This is a genomic window from Pontibacter rufus, assembly GCF_015694705.1.
In the GTDB taxonomy this organism is placed as follows: Bacteria; Bacteroidota; Bacteroidia; order Cytophagales; family Hymenobacteraceae; genus Pontibacter; species Pontibacter rufus.
Genome location: NZ_JADQDR010000007.1, coordinates 167,803 through 190,900, shown reverse-complemented (window position 1 = coordinate 190,900; position 23,098 = coordinate 167,803). Strand labels below are relative to the sequence as shown.

Here is a 23,098-nt window from a genome sequence, read left to right as displayed (position 1 = left end):
AAGACAGAAAAGCCCCTGCTATACTTTATAGCCGGGGCTTTTCTTGTTCTTTGGTTGATATATTATGATAAGTGGAGTTTTCTGTATCGGTTGCTTAGACCTTTGAAGCGAAGGAAGAGAAGAAGGGCAGCTACCGATAAGCCCACCAGCAAACCCGTCCAGATACCTGTTACACCAAAGCCTGCTTTAAAACAGAGCAGATACCCTACCGGCAACCCGATGACCCAGTAAGCCAGCAGGGAAATCATACTGGGGACACGCACGTCTTCCAGCCCGCGCAGGGCGCCCAGGCCCACCACCTGCACACCATCCGAAATCTGGAAAAGCGCCGCGATGATCAGCAGCCCGGCAGCAATGTGTATTACCTCCGGATCATCGATATACAGCATTGGTATTAGCCTGTTGCCCAGAACCATTAGCAGGCCGCTGCCCAGCATAAACAGGGTGCCCATGGTAAAGCTGGTGTAGCCCGCCATGCGCATGTCGTGGTAATTGCCGAGGCCCTTCTGGTTGCCCACCCGTATGGTGGCCGCGGCCGCAATACCACTGGCCATCATGTAGGTTACAGAAGCCACGTTGATAGCAATTTGATGGGCCGCCAGTTGCTTGGCACCCAGCCAGCCAATCATGATAGCAGAAAAACCGAAAGCGCCCATTTCGAAAAGCATCTGCACTGAGATAGGCAGCCCCAGCCTGTAAATGCGGTACATGTGGATGAAAGAAAGATGCCGCAGGCGTATAAAATGGCGGAAAACGACAAAACGCTTGCTGTAAAGCACCCAGCCGCCCATCATCAGCGCCATCACTACCCGCGAAATAAAGGTAGCCCAGCCGGCGCCCGCCAGCCCCATGGCGGGCAAGCCCAGCTTTCCCCAGATAAAGATGTAGTTGAGCACAATGTTGAGGCTGTTGGCAATGATGGAAATATACATGGCCTGTTTCGTGAGCGACAAACCTTCGGCAAACTGCCGGAATGCCTGAAATACCATCAGCGGCACCATCGACAGGAACAGGATGTTGATGTACGGAATAGCCAGTGTTACCACTTCCTGGGGCTGGTTGAGCAGCGTAATGTAAGGCGACAGAAAATAACCGGCAATAAATAGCAAAACCCCCAGCAATACATTTGAGACGAGCCCGTTGAGGAGCAGCAGGGAGATACGGGTATAGTTGCGACGGCCATCGGCGGCAGCAATCAGGGGTGTAATGCTATAAGAAACTCCCAGTCCGAAAACCAGCACCACCGTAAACATACTATTGCCAAGAGAGGCAGCAGCCAGCGGTATGGTTCCGGTCTGGCCCACCATCAGGCTGTCAAACACACTTACCATAATATGCCCCAACTGGCTCAGCACCACCGGGTAAGCCAGCGAAAAATTTCTGGAGAAGTGTTGTTTGTAACTAAGGGTATTCATCAGGAAAGAGCTTCAGAATTGGCCCGCAAAGGTACAAAAATAAAGGAGAAGAAAGCAGCTGGATATTGGATTGATGTAGAGACTCCTTCTCTTCCGCTTTCATAGCAGAAGAACGATGGAAAGAATAGTATAGCAGGGGTGTAAGTTCTCCTTTTTTCTAATGCTACAATACGAGAATAAGTTTTCCCCTGCTTCAAGTTTTCAACTTGGAGCTTATCTTAGGGCCAGTTTTCAACTGGCGAAAGTTATTCTGAACAATACCACCAGTTGAAAACTGGCCTCATTTATACTCCAAGCTGAAAGCTTGAAGCAGGGAAACGTTCAAAAACGCATTTTATACTTGCGTTCTCATCATAGCATTGGAAAAGGGGAGGCCAGAAGTGCTTGGATAAAGTATTACACGAAACAATAAATCGGTGACCAGAAACAGCCTGAAAAAAGTAGTATAGAATCCATCAGCGCAGGCGCGCCAACGCCTCTTTCAGCCTTTGCAGAGCTTGCTGGAGCACAGATTTTTCTACTGCAAACGACATACGGGCGTAGCCGGGCGCGCCAAAGTTGTCACCGGGTGCCAGTTCAAGGTTGTACTGCTCCCGCAGGTAGCGGAACAAATCCATACTAGTACTGATGGTTTCTCCGTCCGGCGTGGTGCGGCCTATGTAATAGCTGAAATCAAGAAAGAAATAGTAAGCGCCATCCGGCAGGTAATAACGCACCTCCGGAATAGCATCCAATCCCTGCCGCATCAGGCCGCGGTGCGCCTGCAAGACATCCAGCATAGGCAGGAGAGCTTTATCGCGGTTTTGCAGGGTAGCCAGTGCGGCATCCTGCAAAAAAACACTGACACCCGCCAGCGTGGCCGACTGGAAATCAATACATTGTTTTATCAGTTCCTGCGGGCCTGCCAGGTAACCCAGCCGCCAGCCTGACATGGCAAACGATTTGGAAAAACCATTTACAACGAAGGTTCTTTCTGCCGGCGCCCTTTCGCAGGAAAAGATAGAAGTAACAGGCTGGCCGTAAGTAACAAAGTCATATATTTCATCTGAAATCACATAAAGGTCCGGAAACTCATTTACCACTTCCAGCAGCGCCTCCAGTTCGGCTTTGCGGTATACGCGGCCCGTGGGGTTGCCGGGATTGGTTAATATAAGTATACGGCTGCGCTCGTTTAACGTGCGGCAGAGCGCGTCTGGCGTGATTGCATACCCCTCCGCCAGATGCGTCTGCAGGGTAACACTTTTGCCCTTGCTATACTTCAGCAACTCCTGAAACCCGAACCAGGCAGGCGCCGGAATCACCACTTCATCGCCTGCACGCAGCAGCACCGTGAACAGGTTGAAAAGCGCTTGCTTGCTGCCGGGCGTAATCAGCACCTGCTCCGGCAATATGGTTATACCTTGTTCCGAATCATACCTGTTGGCAACAGCCTGGCGCAATGCTTCCAAACCTTCAGCAGGGCCATAGTATGTTTTGCCTGCTTTAAGCGCTGCAATGGCGGCATCGATGGCCGCGTCGGGGCTATCGAAATAGCTGCTGCCGGTGGCAAGGGTAATGTATGCTTTAGGGTTACTTATACTTTGTTTCATAGTTCAATCTACAGAGAACAGCACATCGGCAAAACGCTTGTTTTTATCCTGAAAAACGGTTTGCAGTGTAAAGCCGCAGGCCATGCCTAAATCCTGTACCTGTGGCAGCGTATACTTGTGCGAGTTTTCGGTATGTATGGTTTCCCAGGCAGCGAAATGAAAGGACTTCTGCAGATCGCGGATGTATACTTCCTGCTCTTTTTTGCTGACCAGGTAGCTGCGCATCACACCGTCCTGCGGGTTATACAGCGCATAATGGCGAAACTGATCCAGGTCAAAATTGCCGCCCAGCTCCCGGTTAATGCGGCGCAGGAGGTTAAGGTTAAACGCGGCGGTTACGCCGGCAGCATCATCGTAAGCGCGCAGTATCACGTCGGGGTCTTTGCGCAGATCGATGCCCATGAGCAGTTTGTCGCCGGGCTGCAGGTAAGCCCGCACACTGCACAAAAAGTTCCTGCTTTCATCAGCTTTAAAATTACCAATATTGGAGCCCAGGAACAGAACAACTTTGCGGCCGGACTTATTTGCCTGGAGCCATTCCAACGCTTTAGAATATTCGCCTACAACGGCCTGCATACTTAGAGCAGGCATTTCGGTTTGCAGGCTGCCACTGAGCTGCTGCAGGATATCGCCTGAAATATCTACGGGTATATAGCTGAAAGCACTTTGCTGAACAGTGAGTTGCTGCAGCAGAATTTTTGTTTTCAGCGCATCGCCTGCACCCAGATCAATGAGGTGAAAAAAGCCAGCGCCGGCAAATTCCCTGGCTATTGCTTCTTTGTTTTCAGTCAGCACTTCATATTCAGCGCGTGTCAGGTAGTATTCCGGCAGTTCCATTATCTCCTGGAAAAGCCTGCTGCCCTCGCCGTCGTAAAAGTAGCGGGAGGGGAGTGATTTCTGATCCTGGCTCAGACCATCGTTTACATCGGTTGCAAAGGCTGCTGTATCGCTGGCGCCGCTTTTCTTCTGGCTCAGGTTTATCATTGATTGAAAAGCCGTGTTTATTTCCATTTTCTTATTTTTGGGCCAGCCGGATACCGGTATACTGCCAGCGTTTGTCCGGGTGAAAGAAGTTGCGGTAGGTGGTACGGATGTGGCTTTGGGACGTAGCGCAGGAGCCGCCGCGCAGCACCATCTGGTTCAGCATAAACTTGCCGTTGTACTCGCCAATAGCGCCGGGCGCTTTGGTAAAGCCCGGATACGGGTGGTAGGCGCTGTAGGTCCATTCCCATACATCGCCATACAGTTGCTGCAGCCCTTCCTGCGCCGGGTCGGCGGCAACAGGCTCCAGTAAATCCGTCTCCACAAAGTTGCCCTTTTGGGGCGGATATACCTGTGCTGCTGCTTCCCATTCAAACTCAGTGAGCAGGCACTTGCCTGCCCAGTTGGCAAAAGCATCGGCTTCGTAAAAGCTCAGGTGACAAACCGGATCGTTCAGGTTTACTTTCTCCAGGCCATGCATGGTAAAACGATGCCATACTTCGTCCTGCTTAACCCAATATAGCGGTGCTTCGAGGCCCTGCGCGCGCACCAGCGCCAGCCCTTCATCCAGCCAGTGCCGGAAATTATTGTAGCCGCCGTCCTGCATAAACTCCAGGTACTCGCCATTGGTTACCAGCCGGTTCATAATACTGAAATCCTCTACCAGCACATCATGTACGCCCAGTTCGTTGTCGAAGCTAAAGCCAGCTCCCTGGTAGCCGATGGTATACCTGCCGCCGGGCACTTCCAGAAATCCAGCCTTGCCCGCATCCTTGTTTTCAGGCTGATAAGATTGCGGCTTGTATACCGGCAGCAGCGGATTGGTGCTCAGGATATACTTGATGTCGGTAAGGAGCAGTTCCTGATGTTGCTGTTCGTGTTGCAGGCCCAGTTCCAGAATCGGGAGCATTTGTGCGGCTTTGTCCCCGGTTATACTTTGAAGCAGTTTCTGTACGTGTGCCGTTACATGCTGGCGGTAAGCGTAAATATCGCGCAGGGGCGGCCGTGTGAGCGTGCCCCGCTTGTCGCGCTGCACGCGGCTGCCCACCGTGTTGTAGTAGGAGTTAAACAGGAAGCTATACCTGGGATGAAATACTTTATAGCCGGGCAGGTAGGGCTGCAGCACAAAAGCCTCAAAAAACCAGCTGCTGTGTGCCATATGCCACTTCGGCGGACTCACGTCTGCCATGGGCTGCACCACGGTGTCTTCCGGCTCCAATGGCGCGCAGATACGTTCAGTAAGAGCACGGATGCTGGAAAACCGTTGCACGGCTTCCTGGGTAAGGGAGGTAGTTAAAGTATCCATACAAGACAATTTATACCTGGTAACAGGCGGGAAAGCGTTATAAAGAGAACAAACGTAGCAGCTTCAGGTTTTGGATTTATAAATTCCAGTGAAAACAAAAGGTTACCAGCAATGATACGTGCAGCTCGTAGCTACCCGTAATAGGCCAGGGGACGCAAGCTGTCTACGTCAGTTTTGCCGATAATGGTTTATCTTGCCACTTTCTTCAAACCAACAACTTATTTATGCATCTGAAGCTAAGTTATCAACCCCATACCTTATCCTTTAAATTTGATGCCCGCACCTCCCGTGGTTCCCTTTCAGAACATAAAGTATACTATCTGCGCCTGTGGCAATCCGAATACCCCGACATGGTGGGCGTGGGGGAGTGCGCGCCTCTGCCGGGACTGAGCATAGACTACCGCCCGGACCTGGAGCAGAAACTGCAGCAGGTAATGCAACAGGTAAACGAAGAACAGGTGGCGCTACAGGCCGGAACACCCTTGCCGGATGCCCTGCAGCTACAGGCCTGGCCCGCCCTGCGCTTTGCCCTGGAAACAGCACTGCTGGATTTGCAGAACGGAGGCAAAGGTATACTATACCACAATGCTTTCAGCCGCGGCGAACGGGGCATTCCGATAAACGGCCTGATTTGGATGGGCGATAAAGATTTTATGCAGGAGCAGATAAAGAAAAAGCTGGATGAAGGGTATACCTGCCTCAAACTCAAGATCGGCAGCCTGAACTTTGCCACAGAACTGCAGATTTTACAATGTATACGCGAGACAGCCGGCGCAACCGATCTCACCATCCGGGTGGATGCCAACGGTGCTTTTGCGCCACACGAAGCTTACAAAAAGCTGGAGCGCCTGGCAAAGTATGACATTCATTCTATTGAGCAGCCCATAAAACATGGCCAGCATGAGCAGATGGCACAGCTTTGCGCCTATACGCCCATTCCGGTGGCCCTGGACGAAGAGCTGATTGGCGTGCAGAGGCGGGAGGCGAAAACAGCGCTTCTCGAAAGTATAAAGCCACAGTACATCATCCTGAAGCCTACTTTATTGGGTGGACTGGCAGCCAGTGCAGCGTGGATTGCACTGGCAGAAGCGCAGCGCATCGGCTGGTGGGTTACTTCGGCCCTGGAGTCGAACATCGGGCTGAATGCCATCAGTCAGTTTACGGCCAATTATGATATTACCATGCCACAGGGTCTGGGTACCGGGCAACTTTACCACAACAACATTCCTTCACCCCTGCAAATCCGGCAGGGAGAACTCTGGTACAGCGAGTAATTTTGAATGAGTGATTGAGTGAATATGATAGTAAATATACATTCATTTCTGCCACTTTAAACGGGTTCTTAATCTTCAAATCTGCACATTCCCAAATCTGCAAATCATTGTTCAATCGTTCAGTTATTCAAAATTAAAAACCTTGGCCGCCGATGGGCGTTATGGAGGAAAGTATAATTTATAACCTTAATTAATTTAAAATGCCTACAGAACAGTACCACGAACCTGCCAACGAGCTATCAGAAGAAACCCGCACCTTTGCCCGCATGATTACCTCCGTGATCGAGGAGGCGGAAGCCATCAGCTGGTATGAGCAACGTATTTCGCTGGAAAAAAATGAGCAGGCCAAAGCTATTATGAAGAATGCGCAGAACGAGGAGTTCAAGCACTTTGGTATGGACCTGGAATTTTGCCTGCGCCAGAAGCCAAAATGGCGCGAGATGATGAAAACTATTCTTTTTACGAAGGGTGATATTGTAGCAAAAGGTGAAGAGGCGGAGGATTAACCCCCGCCTTTTTTATGCAGATGCAGAAAGGCCGTTACTTTGTCAGAATGCAGTCCTGTTTCTGTCGTTCAGGTTGCTGTCTATACTTAACCTGCCGGGGCCGCCCACTACCAGTGCCCACGCCATACCGATAACCAGCAGGTGATATTCATAACCTTCGCCGGGCTGGTTGCCGCCCCAGTTCATAAAAAAGCCATTGGGCAGGTGCACCATCAGTACAATGCCGATAAAAAGGCAGAGGATGCAGAAAGCCCAGAAACGTGTCAGGAGTCCGAGTATGAGACAGAGGGATCCGAAAAACTCAATGATGATCACAAGCCAGCCCAGCACTTCGGGTAAGCCCGTCATCTGGCCGAAGCCGGCTGAAAAATCGGAGGGGCCGGGTCCGCCAAACCAGCCCAGCAGCTTCTGCGCGCCGTGCGGAAAAATCACAATGCCGAGAAATATCCTGACGATGGTTAAACTCCAGGTAGCCGGAGTTGTAAATAGTCTGTTTCTGAATTCCATAGCTTTTTTTCTTAAGTTATTGGTTATAAAGCAATACGGAATATATGGTATATAGATAGTAAAATTTAAATGATGGATAATCTGGCAAACTATTCGTGTGGAAGCTTAAGCAGCCACATCCAGGCAGGTTTTACACTTTGCCACCTGCTAAAGTATAAAACCTGCCTGGATGTGGCGATTTATACTTACGGCGAGGTATAACGGGAAGACTTTCCCATACATTTTCTGCTCCTAAACTTCGGAAGACTTAGGTTATACCTGACAGCTGCGAGCCGCAGGAGAATGATAAAGACAATGGATACAATGAAATTGGTATTGCGTTCCACGTGCAGGCCTGCCAGCACCAGGTAAAAGGCAGCGCCCATCAGGCAGGCGCTGGAGTAAATCTCTTTGCGGAAAAGTACAGGTACTTTGTTGGTGAGCATGTCGCGTATTACCCCGCCCATCACTGCCGAAAACATGCCCATGATGGCTGCAATTTCGGGCCGAAAGCCTAGGCTAAGCGTTTTTTCGGTACCGACAATGGTAAACAGCGAAATTCCGAGAGTGTCGAAAAGAAATAATGTGCGGCGCAGTCTTTCGAGCCAGCGGTATAAAATGCCGGAGCACGCAATACCGGCCAAAATAATATAAAGCAGCCGAATGTCCTCTATCCAGACCAGCGGATAGCTGCCCAGCAACACATCGCGCAGGGTACCGCCGCCAATCGCCGTCACAAAGCCTGTGAAAGCTGCCCCAAACCAATCCTGTTCCTCGTCCTGCTCACTTACGGCCAGCGCCCCCGACATGGCAAAGAAAAAGGTGCCCAGCAACTCTAGTATATATTGTATGCTCACGATCTTACATTTTAGTGAGACAAGGTAAGCGGCAAATTTATGGGATGAAAATGTACGGCAGATTTATAATACAGGCAATACCGAACACCTGACAAGCATAACCGGCGTCTTGCTGGTGTTTAGAAAGTGTGAGCCAGTTGTAAGAATCTATAAATTATACTTGCGGCAAAATCTCGCGCCAGCGGCCACTCTCTGCAAATTCCCTGATAATCTGGTTGCGGTGCAGCAATAAGCCCGCCATGTACCTCTTTAGGAAAAGTATGTTTGCCAGGTGGCCAAGAAAACCGAGCGGCGAAGTATAAGAAAAACGATCTTGCATGATCGTATGGCCATCTTTCTCCTCGAATACATGCTCATGGCGGAACGATTGGAATGCCCCGCGCACCATTTCATCGGCAAAGAAGGTTGGCCTGTGATAGTCCGTAATCTTACTCGTTAGCCGTTGCCTCACCCCAAAATGCCGCGCCTGCCATGTTACCTGCTCATGCAGCTTTATCAGACCTGATGTAACACCAGCCACAGCTTCTTCGGAAGTATGGGCCGTTGAGATTTTGTGCAAATCTATGCTCCGTGACAAGTCAAAGCAAATGTGAGCGGGGGCGGCAATGCGGGTAGTAAGCAGTATAACCGGCATGGTTTTACTTATAATTTTGCAGCAGCTCCTCTGCCACTTTGGGCACGCCGGTGCTTGCATTTTCCTCATATAAGTGCAGGTTGGGCCTACGGGGTAAATCCGGCATTCTGGGGTCTACCACAAAAATGGGTACCTCTTCCGGTACATAATGCACCAAACCGGCCGCCGGATACACCACCAGCGAAGTGCCGGCTATCAGAAATATATCTGCCGACAAGGCCTCTTCTATGGCTTTTTCCATCATCGGTACCGGCTCGCCAAACCATACAATATTGGGCCGCAACTGCGATCCCCGTTCGCAGGTATCTCCCAGGTTGAGTTCCCAGCCTTTCATCGGGTACACCAATTTCGGATCCAGGGTGCTGCGGCTTTCGAAGAGCTTGCCATGCAAATGAATTACGTTGGAGCTTCCGGCCCGCTCGTGCAGGTCATCTACATTCTGCGTGATAATACGCACATCAAAATCTTTTTCCAAGCCGGCCAGAGCCAGATGTCCGGCATTGGGCTTTACCTCGTGTGCGTTTTTGCGGCGCTCGTTGTAAAAGTTTAGCACCAGTGCCGGATTTTTGCGCCAGCCCTGCGGCGAGGCTACCTCCATTACATCGTGTCCTTCCCAGAGCCCGTCAGCATCCCGGAAAGTAGCGATACCGCTTTCGGCGCTGATGCCGGCGCCAGTTAAAACTACCAATCGCTTTCTCATAGGATATTGCTTTTGCTATACTACGTGCATACCTATACCTGCCTGTAATCTGCAAGGTTGTAGAATGATGGGGTAAAAGTCTTCACCTAATAGCAATTAGAAATATTACTTACCGTATACTCAACAGTAAGTAATATCTCCTTAGTTTTAAATCCTTCTAATCGCACCAAAGTAGAATTGAAACTATTGGAGGTTCGCGCTCTGTGCGCTGGCGCCCATACTTCTTCTAACAGCCGTGTCGCGCTTTTTCCTGATTGTAGACGCATTGCCCTGATGATGCCATCGTAAGCTTCCGTAGAGATCTGCTGAGCTATCTCTCGCTACTGGCAGGACGTCAGGACTTTTTTCGATACGCGGTGTTGCCTCGCTTGCTTATTAGCTCATACACCATATCCGGCAGGTTGTGCAGTTCTTAATCCTTAGATAAAGTTCGATTGACAGACTCGTGCCCCGCATACTTTTAATTGGTTTCGCGGAGTATGCTTTTCGTGTCGGCAGCACTTTCCAGGGTCAGGTATTCGGCTTGCAGGGTTCTGATTTTGATGTTGTCGGCAGTAGAGATTTCACCTTCTACCTGGCGGCGGCGTTGGTTTAACTGGCCGTATACGTTGTCCACATAGTCCCAGTCGTCCTGCGACCAGCTGCGGCGCTTGGTGCGCACCTCACCCATAAAAGTCAGGTATGCCTCCCGAATGTTGGCGGCCGAAATATCATCTATGTTTTCATACTCATCCAGCAGCTGTCTCTTCCATTGTTTCAGTTGTTGCGGGCGCAGCGGCTGCTGTTGGCGGCGCTCCTGCCGGGCTTCCCAGCGGGCGTAGCGGTCCTGCAACTGGCGGTATTCTTCTTTTCCTTCTGCCGAGAGGCTGTCGAACTTTTGCTCAAGCTCAGCATTGCGTTGCCGTAGTTTTTCCCGTGTTTCGGGCCAGTCTTCCCGGATGGCCTCATCGCCTTTGTCGACCTGCTCGTTTAGCCAGCCGCGAAACTCTTCTAACTGATCATCTGCCGTTTTGCCCGTAACAATCAGTTTAGCCGTGTCGGCGCGCTCGTCTGTAGTAACCACCGGGTCCTTATCGGTTACATCTCCGTTGCCCTCCACCTGCCGGCGGCCTTCACAGCCGAGCAGCGACAGGCCAAGACAAACAACGGACGCATACTTTAGAATATTGTGTAACTTGTGCATGAGTATAGGGTTTTGCTATTCTTACGGAAAGGAAAGTTTCGGGATGCTTCAGGGCCCGGCAATCAGCGGTTTGTCTTTGCTGATGCCATCGCCATACACAAACTGGCTGCTAACGGTAACGGGCAGTTTGCCGCGTGCCGGTATGTGGCCGAACAGTAGTGCTGCGGCAGCTGCCTGTGCATGGTAGTGCGGCTGATAGGCTACAATTAACGTCGCACTCTGGCCTATGCCCGGAAACTGGTTTAAGGCATAAGCATTATCAAAAAGGATAATAATGGCTTTGTTTGATTTCGCCAGTTTTGTTACCAAAGCGGTGGTTTCCTCAGAGTAGCCCAAGTGGTTACTTGGCCGGATGCTGGGACCATACAGGCCTACCAGCACCAGATCATACTGTTGTAGCTTCTTCCAGAGTTTGTCTGTTTCTTTTTTGCCGGCTTTGCGCTTTAACACAAAGCTTTTGTTCGGAATAGCCTTGTCTATTTTTCGCTGAAAGACTGTTGGCTTTACCGCCCCGAATGATACCGTGGCGACACGTACCTTGCGGCGCCGGCGCACAGGCAGCAGGTGCTCTTTGTTGCGGAGCAGCGTAAGGGCAGCCTCTGCAATGGCCGTATTGGTGCTGTCGGCGGCATCGGTGTTCAGGTCTTCGTACAGGTTGGCAAGCTGTATGGGTTTATACTTGTCGAGACCAAGCCATTGTTTAGCAGCCAGCACGCGTTTGCAGCGTCGGTCTATACTTTCCTGCGTCAGGTCGCCGCGGTCAATGGCTGCCCGGATAGCCTGTATAGCTTTCGGAACACTATTTAAACGCTCCAGCACATCGTTACCGGCCATCAGGGCACGGGCTTCGGCCTCGCCGGGTTCAAAATATTTTGTTACGCCCTTCATCACCATGGCATCCGTAAAAACCAGGCCTGTAAACCCCAGCTCTTTTTTGAGCAGTCCTGTTATGATAGGTCTCGAAAGCGAGGCGGGCAGGTGTTCGGCGGAGTCGAGCTGCGGGATATGCATATGCGCTACCATGATGCCGCCCACCCCCTCGGCGATCAGTTCTTTAAATGGGTATAGCTCCAGCGAATCGAGGCGATGCCGGTCGAACGGGATCACGGGCAGATCATAGTGTGAGTCTACATTGGTGTCGCCGTGACCGGGAAAGTGTTTGGCCACCGCCAGGATGTCGTTCTCCTGCATGCCGCGCATGTATGCCAGGCTTTTGGCCGTTACATCGAGCCGGTTTTCCCCGAAAGATCGGTAACTGATTATCGGGTTGTCCGGGTTGTTGTTGATGTCTGCTACGGGAGCAAAGTTAACGTGCATGCCCAACCGCTTGAACTCTGCAGCCACCTGTGCGCCCATCTTATAAATCAAGCCATTGTCTGCTACTGCACCCAGCATCTGCTGGAAAGGGTATTGTACCGTGCTGTCCAGGCGCATGCCAATGCCCGTTTCAGCATCCATACTGATAATGAGCGGCACCCTGGAAGCAGCCTGGTAGCGGTTGGTAAGTATGGCCTGCCGTACGGGACCTCCCTGGAAGAAGATAATGCCACCTACTTTATACTGCTTTATCAGGCGCATCACGTCAGCCTCATAGTCCGGTCCCTTATCTGAAAAAGCTTCTACAATGATTAACTGGGCGATGCGCTCATCCGGTGTCAGGGTGCTAAAAACAGAATCCACCCACCACGAGGGCTGATCCAGCGCCGCCAGAATATTGGCTGGTCGCACATAAGGCTCCCGGAGGATAACGGGAATTTCGTGTTCCGCTTTGTCCGGCAGGGTTTGCTGCGCATCAGAGCCCTGGCAGCCAGGTAGCAGCGCGCAGAGCACCAGCAGGAAACATAGCAGCCCGGACCGTATGGCAGGCTGTAAAGGGTGATTGGTTAGTGACAGCATATTGCTATTTAAACGCCGTGAGTTGCTCTTATTGTACGGGTAAATACTTTAACAGCCATACCTGTTTTAGTGGTGGTATGTTTGCTCCCCGGCAAATGCCTTACGTTGATTTGGGTAGTATGGTCGGCAGAAAGCAGGTTGTTTTGTGCATTTCAAGTATATTTAAGCGGCGCAAGACCCTACACATGGCACGAAGCACAGTAAATCTATCCCGCGACCGCAGAACCATCTCAGACGAAAATGATTTGTTTGCCTACAGCTTCCTGCCCGGTACTTTGTTTGTGGCATTGCTGTGGCTCATCAGCCTGCTTTCGTACCTGACGGAGGCCAACCTGGTGTGGCTGGGCATATTCCCGCGCAGCTTTTTTGGCTTAATTGGTGTACTGACGGCTCCGCTTATACATGAAGGGCTGGTGCACCTGCTCTCCAATTCTTTTCCGCTGGTGCTGCTGAGCGGTTTTATACTATACATGCACCGGCCTGTAGCCACGCGTGTGCTGTTGCTGGTGTATGTGCTCAGCGGCCTGCTGACGTGGTTTATCGGGCGGCAAAATTACCATGTGGGCGCCAGCGGTGTAGTATACGGCATGGCTGGCTACCTGCTCTTCAACGGCTTTCTGCAGCGCAACCGCGGCGCTATGGCTGTTTCGCTGGTGGTGTTGTTCCTGTACAGCGGCCTGTTTTATGGCCTTTTCCCGACAGATGAGCAGATTTCGTGGGAAGGGCACCTTGGCGGCATCCTGTCGGGGCTGGTGGCAGCCATACTATATGGTAACAACCAGGCAGCACGGGTGGCACTGCCGGCTGCGCCCGTGGCAGCTAGTATAGCGCAGCGCCACCTGAGCAGCACCATCGGCTATCATTACCGGCACCTGCAGGTGAGTTATACCGTGTTGCCCGGCACGGCTCCGGCAGATAACAGGCACAGTTATGTGCTGCATACAACCAGCTTCTCTTTGGCAGTTCCAACAAAGCCTGCCGCTTCTTCGTCTAAACGGAAACGGGAATAAACAAAAGCAACATGGCAGATAAGCAGGCAACTACTACTACTGAACAGCACAGGCAGCAAACCAAAGAAAGCAAATGGCCCTTAATTGGCACTGCCATACTTATCGGGGGCCTGGTGGCAGCTTATTTTATCTTTCCGGGTTTTCAGGCGGGAGTAAACGAAGCATGGCAGGTGCTGACCAGCGGAGACGAGCAGCGCATTTCGGGCTGGGTAAGCCAGTTTGGATATTGGGGACCGGTTTACATCGTGCTGGCGATGGTGGCGCAGATGTTTCTGCTGGTGATAAACGTGGTGCTGCTGATGCTGGTAGCCATTATTGCCTATGGCCCGATCTGGGGATCTGTTATAGCTGTTGTGGCCGTACTGGTAGCTTCTACGGCAGGTTATTTTATAGGGCGAAGCGTGGGGCAGGCGGGGATTACAAAACTCATCGGGCACAAAGCAGAGAAAAAAGTAACGGATTTCGTAGATAAGTATGGCTTGTGGGCTGTCGTTATTGCCCGTATTTCGCCTTTCCTGTCAAACGATGCGGTGAGCTTTGTGGCAGGCCTGGCCGAAATGGGCTACTGGCGCTTTATTGGCGCTACCATGGCGGGCATTGTGCCGCTTACGATATTGCTGGCTTGGCTCGGTGAAAATAACGAGCGCCTGAAAACCGGCTTGATCTGGGTATCAGTTGTCAGCCTGGCGCTCTTTATTGGATACATTGTGTACGACAAATATGTCCGTGGAAGTAAGTCCTCCGGCAAGGCCTGACTTACAATTTACAGGAACATTGCTCATTAGAACCTCAAACGCACACTTTCTAATCATAAAACGCTCGTTAACTAAAATAAAAAGAGTTCCTTTTCAAAATGGGTTAACTGCAGTTGTATCCCAATAAAGCATACTAAACACCAGGTCATTAAAAAGTAAGAAATGATGAATATCGCAGTTATATCCGGAAGTGCAAGACCTGAAAGGCAATCTCATCAAGTGGCGGTGGAAGTGAAAAACAGTTTAGATAAATTAAATATCCGGAACTGGCTTTTTGATGTGAAAGAATTAAATCTGCCTCTGTTGGACTATACTTATGATAAGCATCCCGCCCCGGGTGAGATACTTAAACAGTTAAAAAATAAGCTCGACCATACGGACGCTTTTATCATTGTTTCGCCTGAACATAATGGCAGTTTTTCTGGTGCCCTGAAAAACACCATGGATTATTTTTATAAAGAGTACGCTCATAAAGTTTTTGGGATTGTAACTGTTTCGTCAGGTGTATTGGGAGGAATAAATGCCTTAAAAAACCTTCAGCATTACGTACTGAAGTTAAACGGAATTGTAGCTCCCGAATTTCTGATTACGCCACAGGTACAAAAATTATTCACCAATCAGCAACTTACTGATGAAAGCTATGGACAGCGGATGAATAAGTTTCTGGACGCTTTCGTTGCTTTGGCAGAAATCGTATATCAATCTAAAGAACAGGATGCCAGGCAGGTTTAGTGATTAATAAACATTATACATATCATAAAAGACTCCTTGTTATGAAACCTAACTGGCCCAAACTTTCTTACGAGCATGAAAAAGAGACTTATAAAACCTTGCTGTTATGGATGCAGGTTGTAGGCAAAATTAAAATTGACAAACTTCCGTGGATTAATCATGCCTGGCATGTAACGCTACGAGTTACACCAACCGGGCTGACCACATCAGAAATGCAGGATGGAAATCAACATTTCCAGATTGACTTTGACTTCATCAACCACCAGTTAAAGATAATAACCGATTCGGGAGAAATCCGGCAATTTGAACTTAGAGGCATTTCTGTTGCTGATTTTTACAGGAATATACATAAGCTGCTTGCTGAATTAAAAATACAGGTAAAAATTAATCCCATTCCTAATGAGATTGAAAATGCCATTCCTTTCTATCAGGATGAGATACATCGCAGCTATGATGTGAAGGAGATTGGGAACTTTCATCGGGCCCTGCTTAATACCCAGGATGTTTTTACCCGGTTTCGTGCTGAATTCAAAGGTAAATGCAGTCCTGTCCACTTTTTCTGGGGTGCTTCAGACCTTGCCGTATCACGCTTTTCTGGGCGCAAAGCCCCAAAACATCCTGGCGGAGTACCTAATTTGCCGGACTGGGTAGCCGAAGAAGCCTATTCCCAGGAAGTTAGCAGCGCTGGCTTCTGGCCGGGAAGCGAAGCACTTCCCTATGCTGCCTTCTATTCCTATATTTACCCGGAACCCAATGGATTTAAAGATGCCCCTGTCAAACCTTCTCAGGCTTATTATCATCAACAACTAGGAGAATTTATTTTACCTTATGAAGCAGTGCAACAAGCTGAAAACCCCGAGGAAACATTGCTTGATTTTTTGCACAGCACCTACGATGCAGCCGCAGACTTAGCAAAATGGGACAGGGATGTACTGGAAGTTAACAAGTAAAGCAGGAATTATAAAACAGGGCTTATGGAGCATAAGGAACGGCCTGGCTGGGTAGAATTCTTTTCTTTGTATACTTTTAAGCTAAGTATAGGGAGAAAGAAAGTATGACAAAGGACAAAAGACCTGAAGTATAAACATCATGGTGAAGCTATGACTTATACTTGATTTAAACTTCCTTTCATACTTATAATTACACAGACAACTTACTTGTAAGGATTTCTGCATGCTTTTCTGAGAGCTTTAATTTCAAAGCTATGTGCTGGCTTTTCGCCTCGCCGGCCAGGCCTTACTTTTCTCTTTGATAAGGCAAACCACCCCGCCTGCGGCACCCCTCATTTTTATATTTTTTAACAATCAATCAGTTTAATAAAATATATAAATAATCACAATGTTGGCAATTAGCCTAAAATAGTGCATTTAAAGCCTGATTAAACAATATTTACAACCATTCCGGGAGACTGTCGTTTAAGCGTGTTTATCATTCGAAATCGATGTTTCACGAAATAGAAGTATATGTTTAGGTACAAACTGCTGGCAGCTGCTCTCTCTGTTATGATAGCTTTTGCTGAAGAATTTTCCTTTGTTAATGCGGAGTCCACAACGCCAAAAACTGAAAAACACCTGTTAATCCTGCCTTCTGTAGATTCCGCCGAGGCCAAGATAAAGACGGAGCCCGCGCCGCCGACCTTCACCGTTTCGGCCTCTGTTTACTACCCCGAGCCAAACCAGACCGATGCCACGCCTTATACCACTGCCGACGGTTCCCGCATCAATAAGCATGATCCCGGAAAACAACGGTGGATTGCCGTATCGCGTGATTTGCACAGCCGTTGGGGCGGCGAAATAAACTACGGCGATTCGCTGCTGGTGACAGGCATTTCTGAAGAAATGGATGGCCTGTACATCGTACGCGATGTCATGAACCGCCGCATCCACAACCGCGTCGACATACTGGTAGGCCGCAAAGACCGCATCATGGGCTTCTGGGACGAAGTGCAGGTGGCCAAACTATAGATGCGCTTTCGGCTGTAACCAAACGAACCGCCCGCCCAAGCCGTACTTAAGGCAATAAAACAAAATTGCCTTTTAAATCTGAATTATACTTATGGCGGATCAGAAACAGCGGCAGAAGGCTGTAAACGAACAACTGACCCGGGAGCGCTACCAGCTGCTGCACCGTATAGAAGACGCGCTGGAGGGGCCGATGGTGGTGCTTGGCTTTATCTGGCTGCTGTTACTGGTTTTGGAACTGATACGGGGACTCTCGCCCCTGCTCGAACTATGCAGCAACATTATCTGGGTTATTTTTATACTTGATTTCCTCCTCAAATTTATACTTGCCCCACACAAGCTCCCGTTTCTCAAGAAAAATGTACTGACGACCATTTCGCTGGTGATACCGGCGCTACGGATATTCCGCATTACGCGGGTCTTCCGGGTGATGCGCTCGGTGCGGGCCGTGCGCGGCCTGCGGCTGGTAAAGGTGGTTGGCTCCATCAACAGGGGCATGCGCAGCCTCGGCAAGTCTATGCAGCGCCGCGCTTTTGGCTACGTAATGGCTATCACGCTGGTGGTGGTGCTGGCCGGGTCGGCGGGCATGTATGCCTTTGAGAACAAAGAAGGACTGACAACTTACGGAGACGCACTGTGGTGGACGGTAATGCTGCTCACTTCCATCGGTAGTGACTACTTTCCGGTAACCGCCGAAGGGCGGATGCTGTGCCTGCTGCTAGCGCTCTACGGCTTTGCGGTGTTCGGCTACTTTACCGCTACGCTGGCTACCTTCTTTATCGATCGGGATGCTGACAGCAATGAGTCGGAAGTAGTGGGCGCCAAACAGGTACACGCGCTGGAAGTGGAAATAAAGCTGCTTCGGTCTGAACTGCAGGCTGTTCTGCAGCACCTGCCGCCGGAACATCCACCTGAAAAGCAGCAGCATCCTGAAGTATAAAATAGTTTTGCCGGTAGCCGCCAAAGCTGTATTTTAGACGCTGAACAAGCCGGCAACAGTCGTGGAAGCCTGGTTATAGTATAAGATCTCCTTGCTGCTGTTTTATACTTGGCCTGCTTTCTGCCTGCTTTTGTCCGGCTATCTTAAAACATTTCTGAGAATCTATGACTCACGAAGAAGCGCTGGAAATACTGCATCGCATGACGACAAGCGACAGCCTGTTGCGCCACGCACGCACCGTGGAGCTGGTAATGACAGCTTATGCCCGCAAGTTGGGAGAAGACGAACACAAATGGGCCCTGGCCGGTCTGTTGCATGATGCCGATTATCAGGCTTACCCCGATCAGCACCCGAACGTGATTGTGCAGCTGTTGCGCGAGCGTGGGGAGCAGGAGGTAGCACATGCCGTCTCAGCACACTATACGCACTGGGGCGTTCCCTACGAAACAACGCTGGATAAGGCCCTGCTGGCCTGTGATGAGCTGACCGGCTTTGTGGTAGCCTGCGCCCAGGTGCGGCCTCAGCGCCTGGATGGGCTGGAAGTAAAATCGGTGGTGAAGAAGCTGGGGCAGAAAAGCTTTGCCGCTTCTGTCGATCGCGAGGAAGTACGGCAAGGTGCAGCGTTATTCGGCGTGGACCTGAACGAGCACATCGCTTTTATTATAAAGGTGCTGCAAGCGCATCAGGATGAACTACAATTGCAACCGCTGGCATGAGCCCTGAGGCAAAATAGCGTATCTAAAGCTTACTACTGGTGCTTTAAGTGAAAGTATAATCCTGAGGTTATACCTGTGTCGGTTTAGCTACTGTAATCTTTCAGGATTTCGAAGCCTTCCTTGTCGTCCCGGGCATCCACTACTTCATTTATGACAAACTGAATTTCCTGCTCCGACCAGTCCTCCTTTTCGGCGGCTTTCACGAACTGATCTAAGGCAGCAAAGCGGGAGCCTTGTTGCGGAAGCGTTGCCTTTACCTTTTTCCTGATACGCATGATAAGCTGGTTTTTACAAAAATACAAAACGGCCGGCAAGCGGGCTTAATCTTTTCCTTTTCGGTTAGCGTTTAGCCTCCGGTAACAGTATTTAGCTTTGCCGTGCACTGGTAAGGGTACATCACCTGCTTTATAGCTCCTGGCTTTTGCCGTCACCGGGCTGACAACTCTGATGCCGTAGCGCGCGCGAGGACGCAAAATATTGCGTCTCTGCACAAGTATAAAGGCTGCTGTGAGGTATGGCAGAGTATATTCTGTTAGTAGCTTTCCTGGTTCAGTGGGCTACGCTGCCGCGCTTCAGGGTTGCTCTGCGCCTCCTGGGGCACACCCATCTTTTCTTCGCGCCTTTGTTGGTACTGCTGGAACTGCTGCGGCGTCAGAGCATCCTTTATCTGTGAAAGGCGTGTCTCGTTGATGATATCCATCTGGGCAACCATTTTGCGCGGGTGGGCTTTATACTTTTCTTTGGCAGCCTCTGCGCTTTGCATACTGGTTAGGTTGATGGATTGTATCTTTTTGGCCTGCTCTGCATTCAGATGGAGGCTTTTCACCATGCTGTCCGTAATGGCACGGGCGCGTTGCGTAATATCCGGCTCCGCCTGCTGGGCAGTGGCTTTGGCGGCTTGTTTACCGGCTCCCTGGGCAAAGGCGGCAGAAGTGAAAAGAGCAATAAGTATGGCAAAAGCTGCTTGCTTCATAATTCGGGTAATTTGGTATTCAATTTAATGTAAGGAACAATTATCGTTCCTGATTTATACTTTTGGACAAGGTCTTGTTAACAAAGGCATCAAACGTATAGTTTCGGGCGGGTAGCGTTAGCTTTCGTTGTGAAAGTATACTTTGTAAAAGTGCATACCGCGTTCTTTGTCGAAGCCCCGCTCTACATACTGTTCACTTTGCTCGGGGTTATGGCCACTGAACTTGATTTCTATCTGCGTGTCGAGTTTGATGAAATTGCGGAACTTGCGCTTCATGTTGCGTACGGTGTTTTTGTTGATGGCGAAGTCGGTAAATCCCTCGATGTCGCGCTCTTCGGCAAATGCCTGGCTGTAGTTTTTGAAGCGTTCTTTTGTTTCCGGCTCGTCAATCACGCTGCTTGTGAATTCCTCTAAATCAAAAGTGTCGCTTTTAGAGAAATAGTCCACGGAGCGGCTGATGAATTCTACCTGCGCTTTTTTGCTTTCGGTTCGGGCAAACACTTCTTCCGAGAAATCCTTACAGAGGTTCAGCGCGGTTTTGGTGTTGAAGTTGGTGTCTTTGAGTTCGGCTACGTTCAGGAAATCCTCTTTCCAGAACACGGCATCGGTGCTGTTGGCATCCACCAGCTTTACCCGGAAACCATCTTCCGCCTCCACGTTAAAAATCATACAGCCTTTGTCCACGCCTTTCAGGTTTACCCCGAACTGGTAGTCCACGCGCAGGTCGTCAGCCTCGTCGCGGAAGGTGAGAAAGGTGTCTTTGTTCTCCGATTTAAAAATGCCAATGGCATCTACTATAGCATCCGCCATCACACAGCCCGAGAAGTATACCACGTACAATTCACCGCTTTTTACCTTGGGATGATCCGACTGCTCATACAGGTGGTTCAGGATGTGTACCGAATAAGTATGAAATTTCTCCGGCTCCGCAAACATCAGCGCAGCATAGGCAAACATCTCGTTCAGGGCCAGGTCGGAAGTATGGGTAAACCGGAAAAACTCCTCCTGCTTAAACGGCGACAGAAAATAAGTGAGCAGCAAGTCGGAGAGCTGTTCCTCCCGTACGTCCACCAGTTCCCTGGATACCAGCACGCCCTCATCTTTTGCCTTGTTGCCAACGCGGTGCACCGCCACCTGCTTCAGGCGCACCTGTGTTTTCTCGCTCATTTCTGCTTGTATTTATTACGGCTGCAAAGGTAAGCATTTATGCATCCGGAAAGAGCAAAGGTATACTACCGGAGTGCCTGAGAATATATTTTCACAGGGTACAATTCTGATAATCAGTCTTGTAAATACATGTATGAAAATTTACAGAACTAGTTGAAATAACGTGGCACGGTTTTTACATTCAGCCAAACGAGCAGCGCAGCTTTCTATTTCAGAAACTTAAAAGGAGGAAATCATGAAGAAGACATTTTTACTTATCGCCATTGTGTTAGGCCTTATTGCCACACAGGTGAATGCGCAGCAGATACAGAACAGATACGGCAAACAGCCGCAAACTTATAGCAGAACCGGCAATCAGGTTAGCCCGGTACGCTTCGGCGTGCGGGTTGGCGGAAATCTGGCGCAGTGGGAGGGAGAATCGGTGAACAGCGCACAGGATTTACTTGATTTAACGGATGGCTCGGCGAGCAGAAAGATGCGCGAGGGCTTCCATGTGGGCGCTTATGTAAGCATACCCGTCATTCCGGGATTTGAAATTGAGCCCGGGCTGCAATACTCGCAGAAAGGAACTAAACTGACCGGCAAACTGCCCCTGGAAGGGAGCGATTTTCTGAATGCCAACCTTACCGTAACCAACAAAGCCGAGTATATTGATGTGCCGGTGCTGGCCCGGGTATACGTAGGCGAAGGGTTTAACTTCTTTGTCGGGCCGCAGGTATCGTATCTTGTTTCTAACAAGGTGAAGGCAGAAGCAGGCGCCCTTGGTTTTAATGCCCTAAACCGCGAATGGGACATGAACAGCGGCTTCCGGGATGTGGATGTGGCAGTAACGGGCGGACTGGGCTATCGGTTTACGAGCGGCTTCAATATTAGCGCCGGCTACGATTACGGCCTCAGCACCATTGATAGCAACGGCAATTTCGACACCTATAACCGCGTTGTAAAAGCTTCTCTCGGCTATACCTTCTAAAAGATACTTTGTGTAGGTTTCGAGGATTTATAAGGCCGGCCACAATACATAAAAGGCGCTACCTGATTTGCAGGTAGCGCCTTTTACTGTTTATACTTAAAGATAAAATTAAGCTGTCGTTTCAGGATGATTAGGACCTTCGTAGATGGTGTTTGCTTTCCGGCGCTTAAACCACTTGACAACTGTAGAACCGGCAGCAACAATGGCTAAGCCGATTACTTTCCAGAACTTAAGCAGTACAACAAAGAAGCCGGCTTTGGCCAGTATTTTTCCTGCCACTAGGCCACCGATAGTCCAGGCAGCAACATCGTCCACTTCGGGGTTAAAGTCGAAATAGCTGTGGCCTTTCTCAAAAGCAACGCTATTGGTTACCAGGTTGATGTTCTGCTTTACATCCGGCAGGCTGCTCATGCCGGCAATGGCGTTCAGCACCAGCACGCCTTTTCTGCCCAGCAGGCGCACATTGTAATTCAGGGTATTATTTCCTTCGGTTTCTCCAAACTGTATCTCTTTAGCCCAATGCAGGATTTTACGCTCTTTGTCATAGTATGGCTTTGATGCCCAGCCTATCAGGTAAATTGGTTCGTAGCCCTCTTTCTGGCGTGCCGGGTTTTCCTCCAGGGTTTCTGACTGCATGGTTTTCAGCAGGTCAGCATAGTCAATTTCCCCGGCGTCATCGTCTTTTACATAACCAATTTCATCATACTCGATATTGAAAACCCAGGAGCTGGAATCCAGCACGCCATACTGCTCCGGGATAAGCATACCCAAGCTTGTCCCGCTTTTCGGGTTTCCCCACAAGTCGGTCAGCACATACTCGGCCTGTTCCGCATCCAGGTATTTGAAGCCTTCGGGAACCGTAATTTTAGCAATGCCGTCGCGCAGGCTTATTTCGCCATGCTGATATTTCATACTGCTTTCTATCTGCTGCATTTCCAGCTGCAGCGAATCAGTTTCCTGCGCAAAAGCAGCCGTGGTAGCAAGAAAAGCAAAGAACAAAAAGTAAAGGTGTTTCATAAATATAAGAAGGTATAAGGTTTCTCCGGC

25 protein-coding genes are annotated in these 23,098 nt (G+C 49.9%); 11 read left to right on the top strand and 14 right to left on the bottom strand.

Annotated elements, in window-relative coordinates:
• Window positions 1-62 precede the first annotated feature (62 nt).
• The 4 genes from I2I11_RS13280 to egtB form a co-directional block, all read right to left on the bottom strand.
• Window positions 63-1,415, bottom strand: coding sequence for an MATE family efflux transporter (locus I2I11_RS13280; RefSeq protein ID WP_196268207.1), 1,353 nt, complete (start codon window positions 1,413-1,415; stop codon window positions 63-65).
• 455 nt (window positions 1,416-1,870) lie between these two features.
• Window positions 1,871-3,004, bottom strand: a complete 1,134-nt coding sequence (locus I2I11_RS13275) for a pyridoxal phosphate-dependent aminotransferase (RefSeq protein ID WP_196268206.1) — start codon at window positions 3,002-3,004, stop codon at window positions 1,871-1,873.
• A 3-nt stretch (window positions 3,005-3,007) separates the two neighbouring features.
• Complete coding sequence (gene egtD, locus I2I11_RS13270; RefSeq protein ID WP_196268205.1) at window positions 3,008-4,015, bottom strand: L-histidine N(alpha)-methyltransferase; 1,008 nt, start codon at window positions 4,013-4,015, stop codon at window positions 3,008-3,010.
• A 4-nt stretch (window positions 4,016-4,019) separates the two neighbouring features.
• Window positions 4,020-5,291 carry an ergothioneine biosynthesis protein EgtB gene (gene egtB, locus I2I11_RS13265; protein WP_196268204.1) on the bottom strand — a complete coding sequence of 424 codons (1,272 nt, stop codon included), beginning with the start codon at window positions 5,289-5,291 and terminating at the stop codon, window positions 4,020-4,022.
• A gap of 224 nt (window positions 5,292-5,515) precedes the next feature.
• On the opposite strand from egtB, the gene I2I11_RS13260 reads away from it, so the two are divergent.
• Complete coding sequence (locus I2I11_RS13260; RefSeq protein WP_196268203.1) at window positions 5,516-6,565, top strand: o-succinylbenzoate synthase; 1,050 nt, start codon at window positions 5,516-5,518, stop codon at window positions 6,563-6,565.
• A gap of 200 nt (window positions 6,566-6,765) precedes the next feature.
• The gene (locus tag I2I11_RS13255; RefSeq protein ID WP_196268202.1) at window positions 6,766-7,071 is read left to right on the top strand and encodes a ferritin family protein; all 306 of its coding nucleotides are present in this window, start codon (window positions 6,766-6,768) and stop codon (window positions 7,069-7,071) included.
• A 42-nt stretch (window positions 7,072-7,113) separates the two neighbouring features.
• Here I2I11_RS13255 and I2I11_RS13250 read toward each other — a convergent pair whose 3' ends face one another.
• Entirely contained in the window at window positions 7,114-7,578 is a 465-nt protein-coding gene (locus tag I2I11_RS13250; RefSeq protein WP_196268201.1) for a DoxX family protein, read from the bottom strand.
• Between the two features lie 69 nt (window positions 7,579-7,647).
• On the opposite strand from I2I11_RS13250, the gene I2I11_RS21440 reads away from it, so the two are divergent.
• On the top strand, window positions 7,648-7,779 hold the full coding sequence (locus tag I2I11_RS21440) for a hypothetical protein (protein WP_255531380.1): 132 nt from the start codon (window positions 7,648-7,650) through the stop codon (window positions 7,777-7,779).
• Here the strand turns inward: I2I11_RS21440 and I2I11_RS13245 are convergent.
• From I2I11_RS13245 to I2I11_RS13225, 5 genes are all read right to left on the bottom strand, one after another.
• The gene (locus tag I2I11_RS13245; RefSeq protein ID WP_196268200.1) at window positions 7,764-8,414 is read right to left on the bottom strand and encodes a trimeric intracellular cation channel family protein; all 651 of its coding nucleotides are present in this window, start codon (window positions 8,412-8,414) and stop codon (window positions 7,764-7,766) included. The two genes, I2I11_RS21440 and I2I11_RS13245, sit on opposite strands and share 16 nt — an antisense overlap.
• A 154-nt stretch (window positions 8,415-8,568) precedes the next feature.
• Window positions 8,569-9,048, bottom strand: a complete 480-nt coding sequence (locus tag I2I11_RS13240; RefSeq protein ID WP_196268199.1) for an SRPBCC family protein — start codon at window positions 9,046-9,048, stop codon at window positions 8,569-8,571.
• Between the two features lie 4 nt (window positions 9,049-9,052).
• On the bottom strand, window positions 9,053-9,748 hold the full coding sequence (locus I2I11_RS13235; protein ID WP_196268198.1) for an SIR2 family NAD-dependent protein deacylase: 696 nt from the start codon (window positions 9,746-9,748) through the stop codon (window positions 9,053-9,055).
• Window positions 9,749-10,208: 460 nt separating this feature from the next.
• Window positions 10,209-10,931 (bottom strand): hypothetical protein, encoded by a 723-nt coding sequence (locus I2I11_RS13230; protein ID WP_196268197.1) that lies wholly within the window; start codon window positions 10,929-10,931, stop codon window positions 10,209-10,211.
• A 48-nt stretch (window positions 10,932-10,979) separates the two neighbouring features.
• Window positions 10,980-12,827: a glycoside hydrolase family 3 protein gene (locus I2I11_RS13225; protein WP_196268196.1), complete on the bottom strand. Its 1,848-nt coding sequence runs from the start codon at window positions 12,825-12,827 to the stop codon at window positions 10,980-10,982.
• Window positions 12,828-13,012: 185 nt separating this feature from the next.
• On the opposite strand from I2I11_RS13225, the gene I2I11_RS13220 reads away from it, so the two are divergent.
• From I2I11_RS13220 to I2I11_RS13190, 7 genes are all read left to right on the top strand, one after another.
• Window positions 13,013-13,837, top strand: a complete 825-nt coding sequence (locus I2I11_RS13220; RefSeq protein WP_196268195.1) for a rhomboid family intramembrane serine protease — start codon at window positions 13,013-13,015, stop codon at window positions 13,835-13,837.
• Window positions 13,838-13,848: 11 nt separating this feature from the next.
• Window positions 13,849-14,592 (top strand): TVP38/TMEM64 family protein, encoded by a 744-nt coding sequence (locus I2I11_RS13215; RefSeq protein ID WP_196268194.1) that lies wholly within the window; start codon window positions 13,849-13,851, stop codon window positions 14,590-14,592.
• Between the two features lie 162 nt (window positions 14,593-14,754).
• On the top strand, window positions 14,755-15,324 hold the full coding sequence (locus I2I11_RS13210) for an NADPH-dependent FMN reductase (protein WP_196268193.1): 570 nt from the start codon (window positions 14,755-14,757) through the stop codon (window positions 15,322-15,324).
• A gap of 41 nt (window positions 15,325-15,365) precedes the next feature.
• Entirely contained in the window at window positions 15,366-16,274 is a 909-nt protein-coding gene (locus I2I11_RS13205; protein ID WP_196268192.1) for a DUF5996 family protein, read from the top strand.
• 552 nt (window positions 16,275-16,826) lie between these two features.
• Complete coding sequence (locus tag I2I11_RS13200; protein WP_196268191.1) at window positions 16,827-17,288, top strand: RlpA-like double-psi beta-barrel domain-containing protein; 462 nt, start codon at window positions 16,827-16,829, stop codon at window positions 17,286-17,288.
• 91 nt (window positions 17,289-17,379) lie between these two features.
• The gene (locus I2I11_RS13195; RefSeq protein WP_196268190.1) at window positions 17,380-18,225 is read left to right on the top strand and encodes a potassium channel family protein; all 846 of its coding nucleotides are present in this window, start codon (window positions 17,380-17,382) and stop codon (window positions 18,223-18,225) included.
• A 164-nt stretch (window positions 18,226-18,389) separates the two neighbouring features.
• Window positions 18,390-18,941 carry an HD domain-containing protein gene (locus I2I11_RS13190; protein WP_196268189.1) on the top strand — a complete coding sequence of 184 codons (552 nt, stop codon included), beginning with the start codon at window positions 18,390-18,392 and terminating at the stop codon, window positions 18,939-18,941.
• An 83-nt stretch (window positions 18,942-19,024) separates the two neighbouring features.
• Here the strand turns inward: I2I11_RS13190 and I2I11_RS13185 are convergent, their stop codons facing one another.
• From I2I11_RS13185 to I2I11_RS13175, 3 genes are all read right to left on the bottom strand, one after another.
• Window positions 19,025-19,216: a hypothetical protein gene (locus tag I2I11_RS13185; protein WP_196268188.1), complete on the bottom strand. Its 192-nt coding sequence runs from the start codon at window positions 19,214-19,216 to the stop codon at window positions 19,025-19,027.
• A 257-nt stretch (window positions 19,217-19,473) separates the two neighbouring features.
• Window positions 19,474-19,914: a hypothetical protein gene (locus I2I11_RS13180; protein ID WP_196268187.1), complete on the bottom strand. Its 441-nt coding sequence runs from the start codon at window positions 19,912-19,914 to the stop codon at window positions 19,474-19,476.
• 117 nt (window positions 19,915-20,031) lie between these two features.
• On the bottom strand, window positions 20,032-21,081 hold the full coding sequence (locus I2I11_RS13175) for a nucleoid-associated protein (protein WP_196268186.1): 1,050 nt from the start codon (window positions 21,079-21,081) through the stop codon (window positions 20,032-20,034).
• 235 nt (window positions 21,082-21,316) lie between these two features.
• On the opposite strand from I2I11_RS13175, the gene I2I11_RS13170 reads away from it, so the two are divergent.
• Window positions 21,317-22,051 carry a porin family protein gene (locus I2I11_RS13170; protein WP_196268185.1) on the top strand — a complete coding sequence of 245 codons (735 nt, stop codon included), beginning with the start codon at window positions 21,317-21,319 and terminating at the stop codon, window positions 22,049-22,051.
• A 108-nt stretch (window positions 22,052-22,159) separates the two neighbouring features.
• Here the strand turns inward: I2I11_RS13170 and I2I11_RS13165 are convergent, their stop codons facing one another.
• Complete coding sequence (locus I2I11_RS13165) at window positions 22,160-23,068, bottom strand: DUF2167 domain-containing protein (RefSeq protein WP_196268184.1); 909 nt, start codon at window positions 23,066-23,068, stop codon at window positions 22,160-22,162.
• Window positions 23,069-23,098: the final 30 nt, after the last annotated feature.

Coding starts and splice junctions, on each gene's coding strand:
- I2I11_RS13280 (WP_196268207.1), bottom strand. CDS start 1,415: ATGAATACCCTTAGTTACAAACAACACTTCTCCAGAAATTTTTCGCTG.
- I2I11_RS13275 (WP_196268206.1), bottom strand. CDS start 3,004: ATGAAACAAAGTATAAGTAACCCTAAAGCATACATTACCCTTGCCACC.
- egtD (WP_196268205.1), bottom strand. CDS start 4,015: ATGGAAATAAACACGGCTTTTCAATCAATGATAAACCTGAGCCAGAAG.
- egtB (WP_196268204.1), bottom strand. CDS start 5,291: ATGGATACTTTAACTACCTCCCTTACCCAGGAAGCCGTGCAACGGTTT.
- I2I11_RS13260 (WP_196268203.1), top strand. CDS start 5,516: ATGCATCTGAAGCTAAGTTATCAACCCCATACCTTATCCTTTAAATTT.
- I2I11_RS13255 (WP_196268202.1), top strand. CDS start 6,766: ATGCCTACAGAACAGTACCACGAACCTGCCAACGAGCTATCAGAAGAA.
- I2I11_RS13250 (WP_196268201.1), bottom strand. CDS start 7,578: ATGGAATTCAGAAACAGACTATTTACAACTCCGGCTACCTGGAGTTTA.
- I2I11_RS21440 (WP_255531380.1), top strand. CDS start 7,648: ATGATGGATAATCTGGCAAACTATTCGTGTGGAAGCTTAAGCAGCCAC.
- I2I11_RS13240 (WP_196268199.1), bottom strand. CDS start 9,048: ATGCCGGTTATACTGCTTACTACCCGCATTGCCGCCCCCGCTCACATT.
- I2I11_RS13235 (WP_196268198.1), bottom strand. CDS start 9,748: ATGAGAAAGCGATTGGTAGTTTTAACTGGCGCCGGCATCAGCGCCGAA.
- I2I11_RS13230 (WP_196268197.1), bottom strand. CDS start 10,931: ATGCACAAGTTACACAATATTCTAAAGTATGCGTCCGTTGTTTGTCTT.
- I2I11_RS13225 (WP_196268196.1), bottom strand. CDS start 12,827: ATGCTGTCACTAACCAATCACCCTTTACAGCCTGCCATACGGTCCGGG.
- I2I11_RS13220 (WP_196268195.1), top strand. CDS start 13,013: ATGGCACGAAGCACAGTAAATCTATCCCGCGACCGCAGAACCATCTCA.
- I2I11_RS13215 (WP_196268194.1), top strand. CDS start 13,849: ATGGCAGATAAGCAGGCAACTACTACTACTGAACAGCACAGGCAGCAA.
- I2I11_RS13210 (WP_196268193.1), top strand. CDS start 14,755: ATGATGAATATCGCAGTTATATCCGGAAGTGCAAGACCTGAAAGGCAA.
- I2I11_RS13205 (WP_196268192.1), top strand. CDS start 15,366: ATGAAACCTAACTGGCCCAAACTTTCTTACGAGCATGAAAAAGAGACT.
- I2I11_RS13200 (WP_196268191.1), top strand. CDS start 16,827: ATGATAGCTTTTGCTGAAGAATTTTCCTTTGTTAATGCGGAGTCCACA.
- I2I11_RS13195 (WP_196268190.1), top strand. CDS start 17,380: ATGGCGGATCAGAAACAGCGGCAGAAGGCTGTAAACGAACAACTGACC.
- I2I11_RS13190 (WP_196268189.1), top strand. CDS start 18,390: ATGACTCACGAAGAAGCGCTGGAAATACTGCATCGCATGACGACAAGC.
- I2I11_RS13185 (WP_196268188.1), bottom strand. CDS start 19,216: ATGCGTATCAGGAAAAAGGTAAAGGCAACGCTTCCGCAACAAGGCTCC.
- I2I11_RS13180 (WP_196268187.1), bottom strand. CDS start 19,914: ATGAAGCAAGCAGCTTTTGCCATACTTATTGCTCTTTTCACTTCTGCC.
- I2I11_RS13175 (WP_196268186.1), bottom strand. CDS start 21,081: ATGAGCGAGAAAACACAGGTGCGCCTGAAGCAGGTGGCGGTGCACCGC.
- I2I11_RS13170 (WP_196268185.1), top strand. CDS start 21,317: ATGAAGAAGACATTTTTACTTATCGCCATTGTGTTAGGCCTTATTGCC.
- I2I11_RS13165 (WP_196268184.1), bottom strand. CDS start 23,068: ATGAAACACCTTTACTTTTTGTTCTTTGCTTTTCTTGCTACCACGGCT.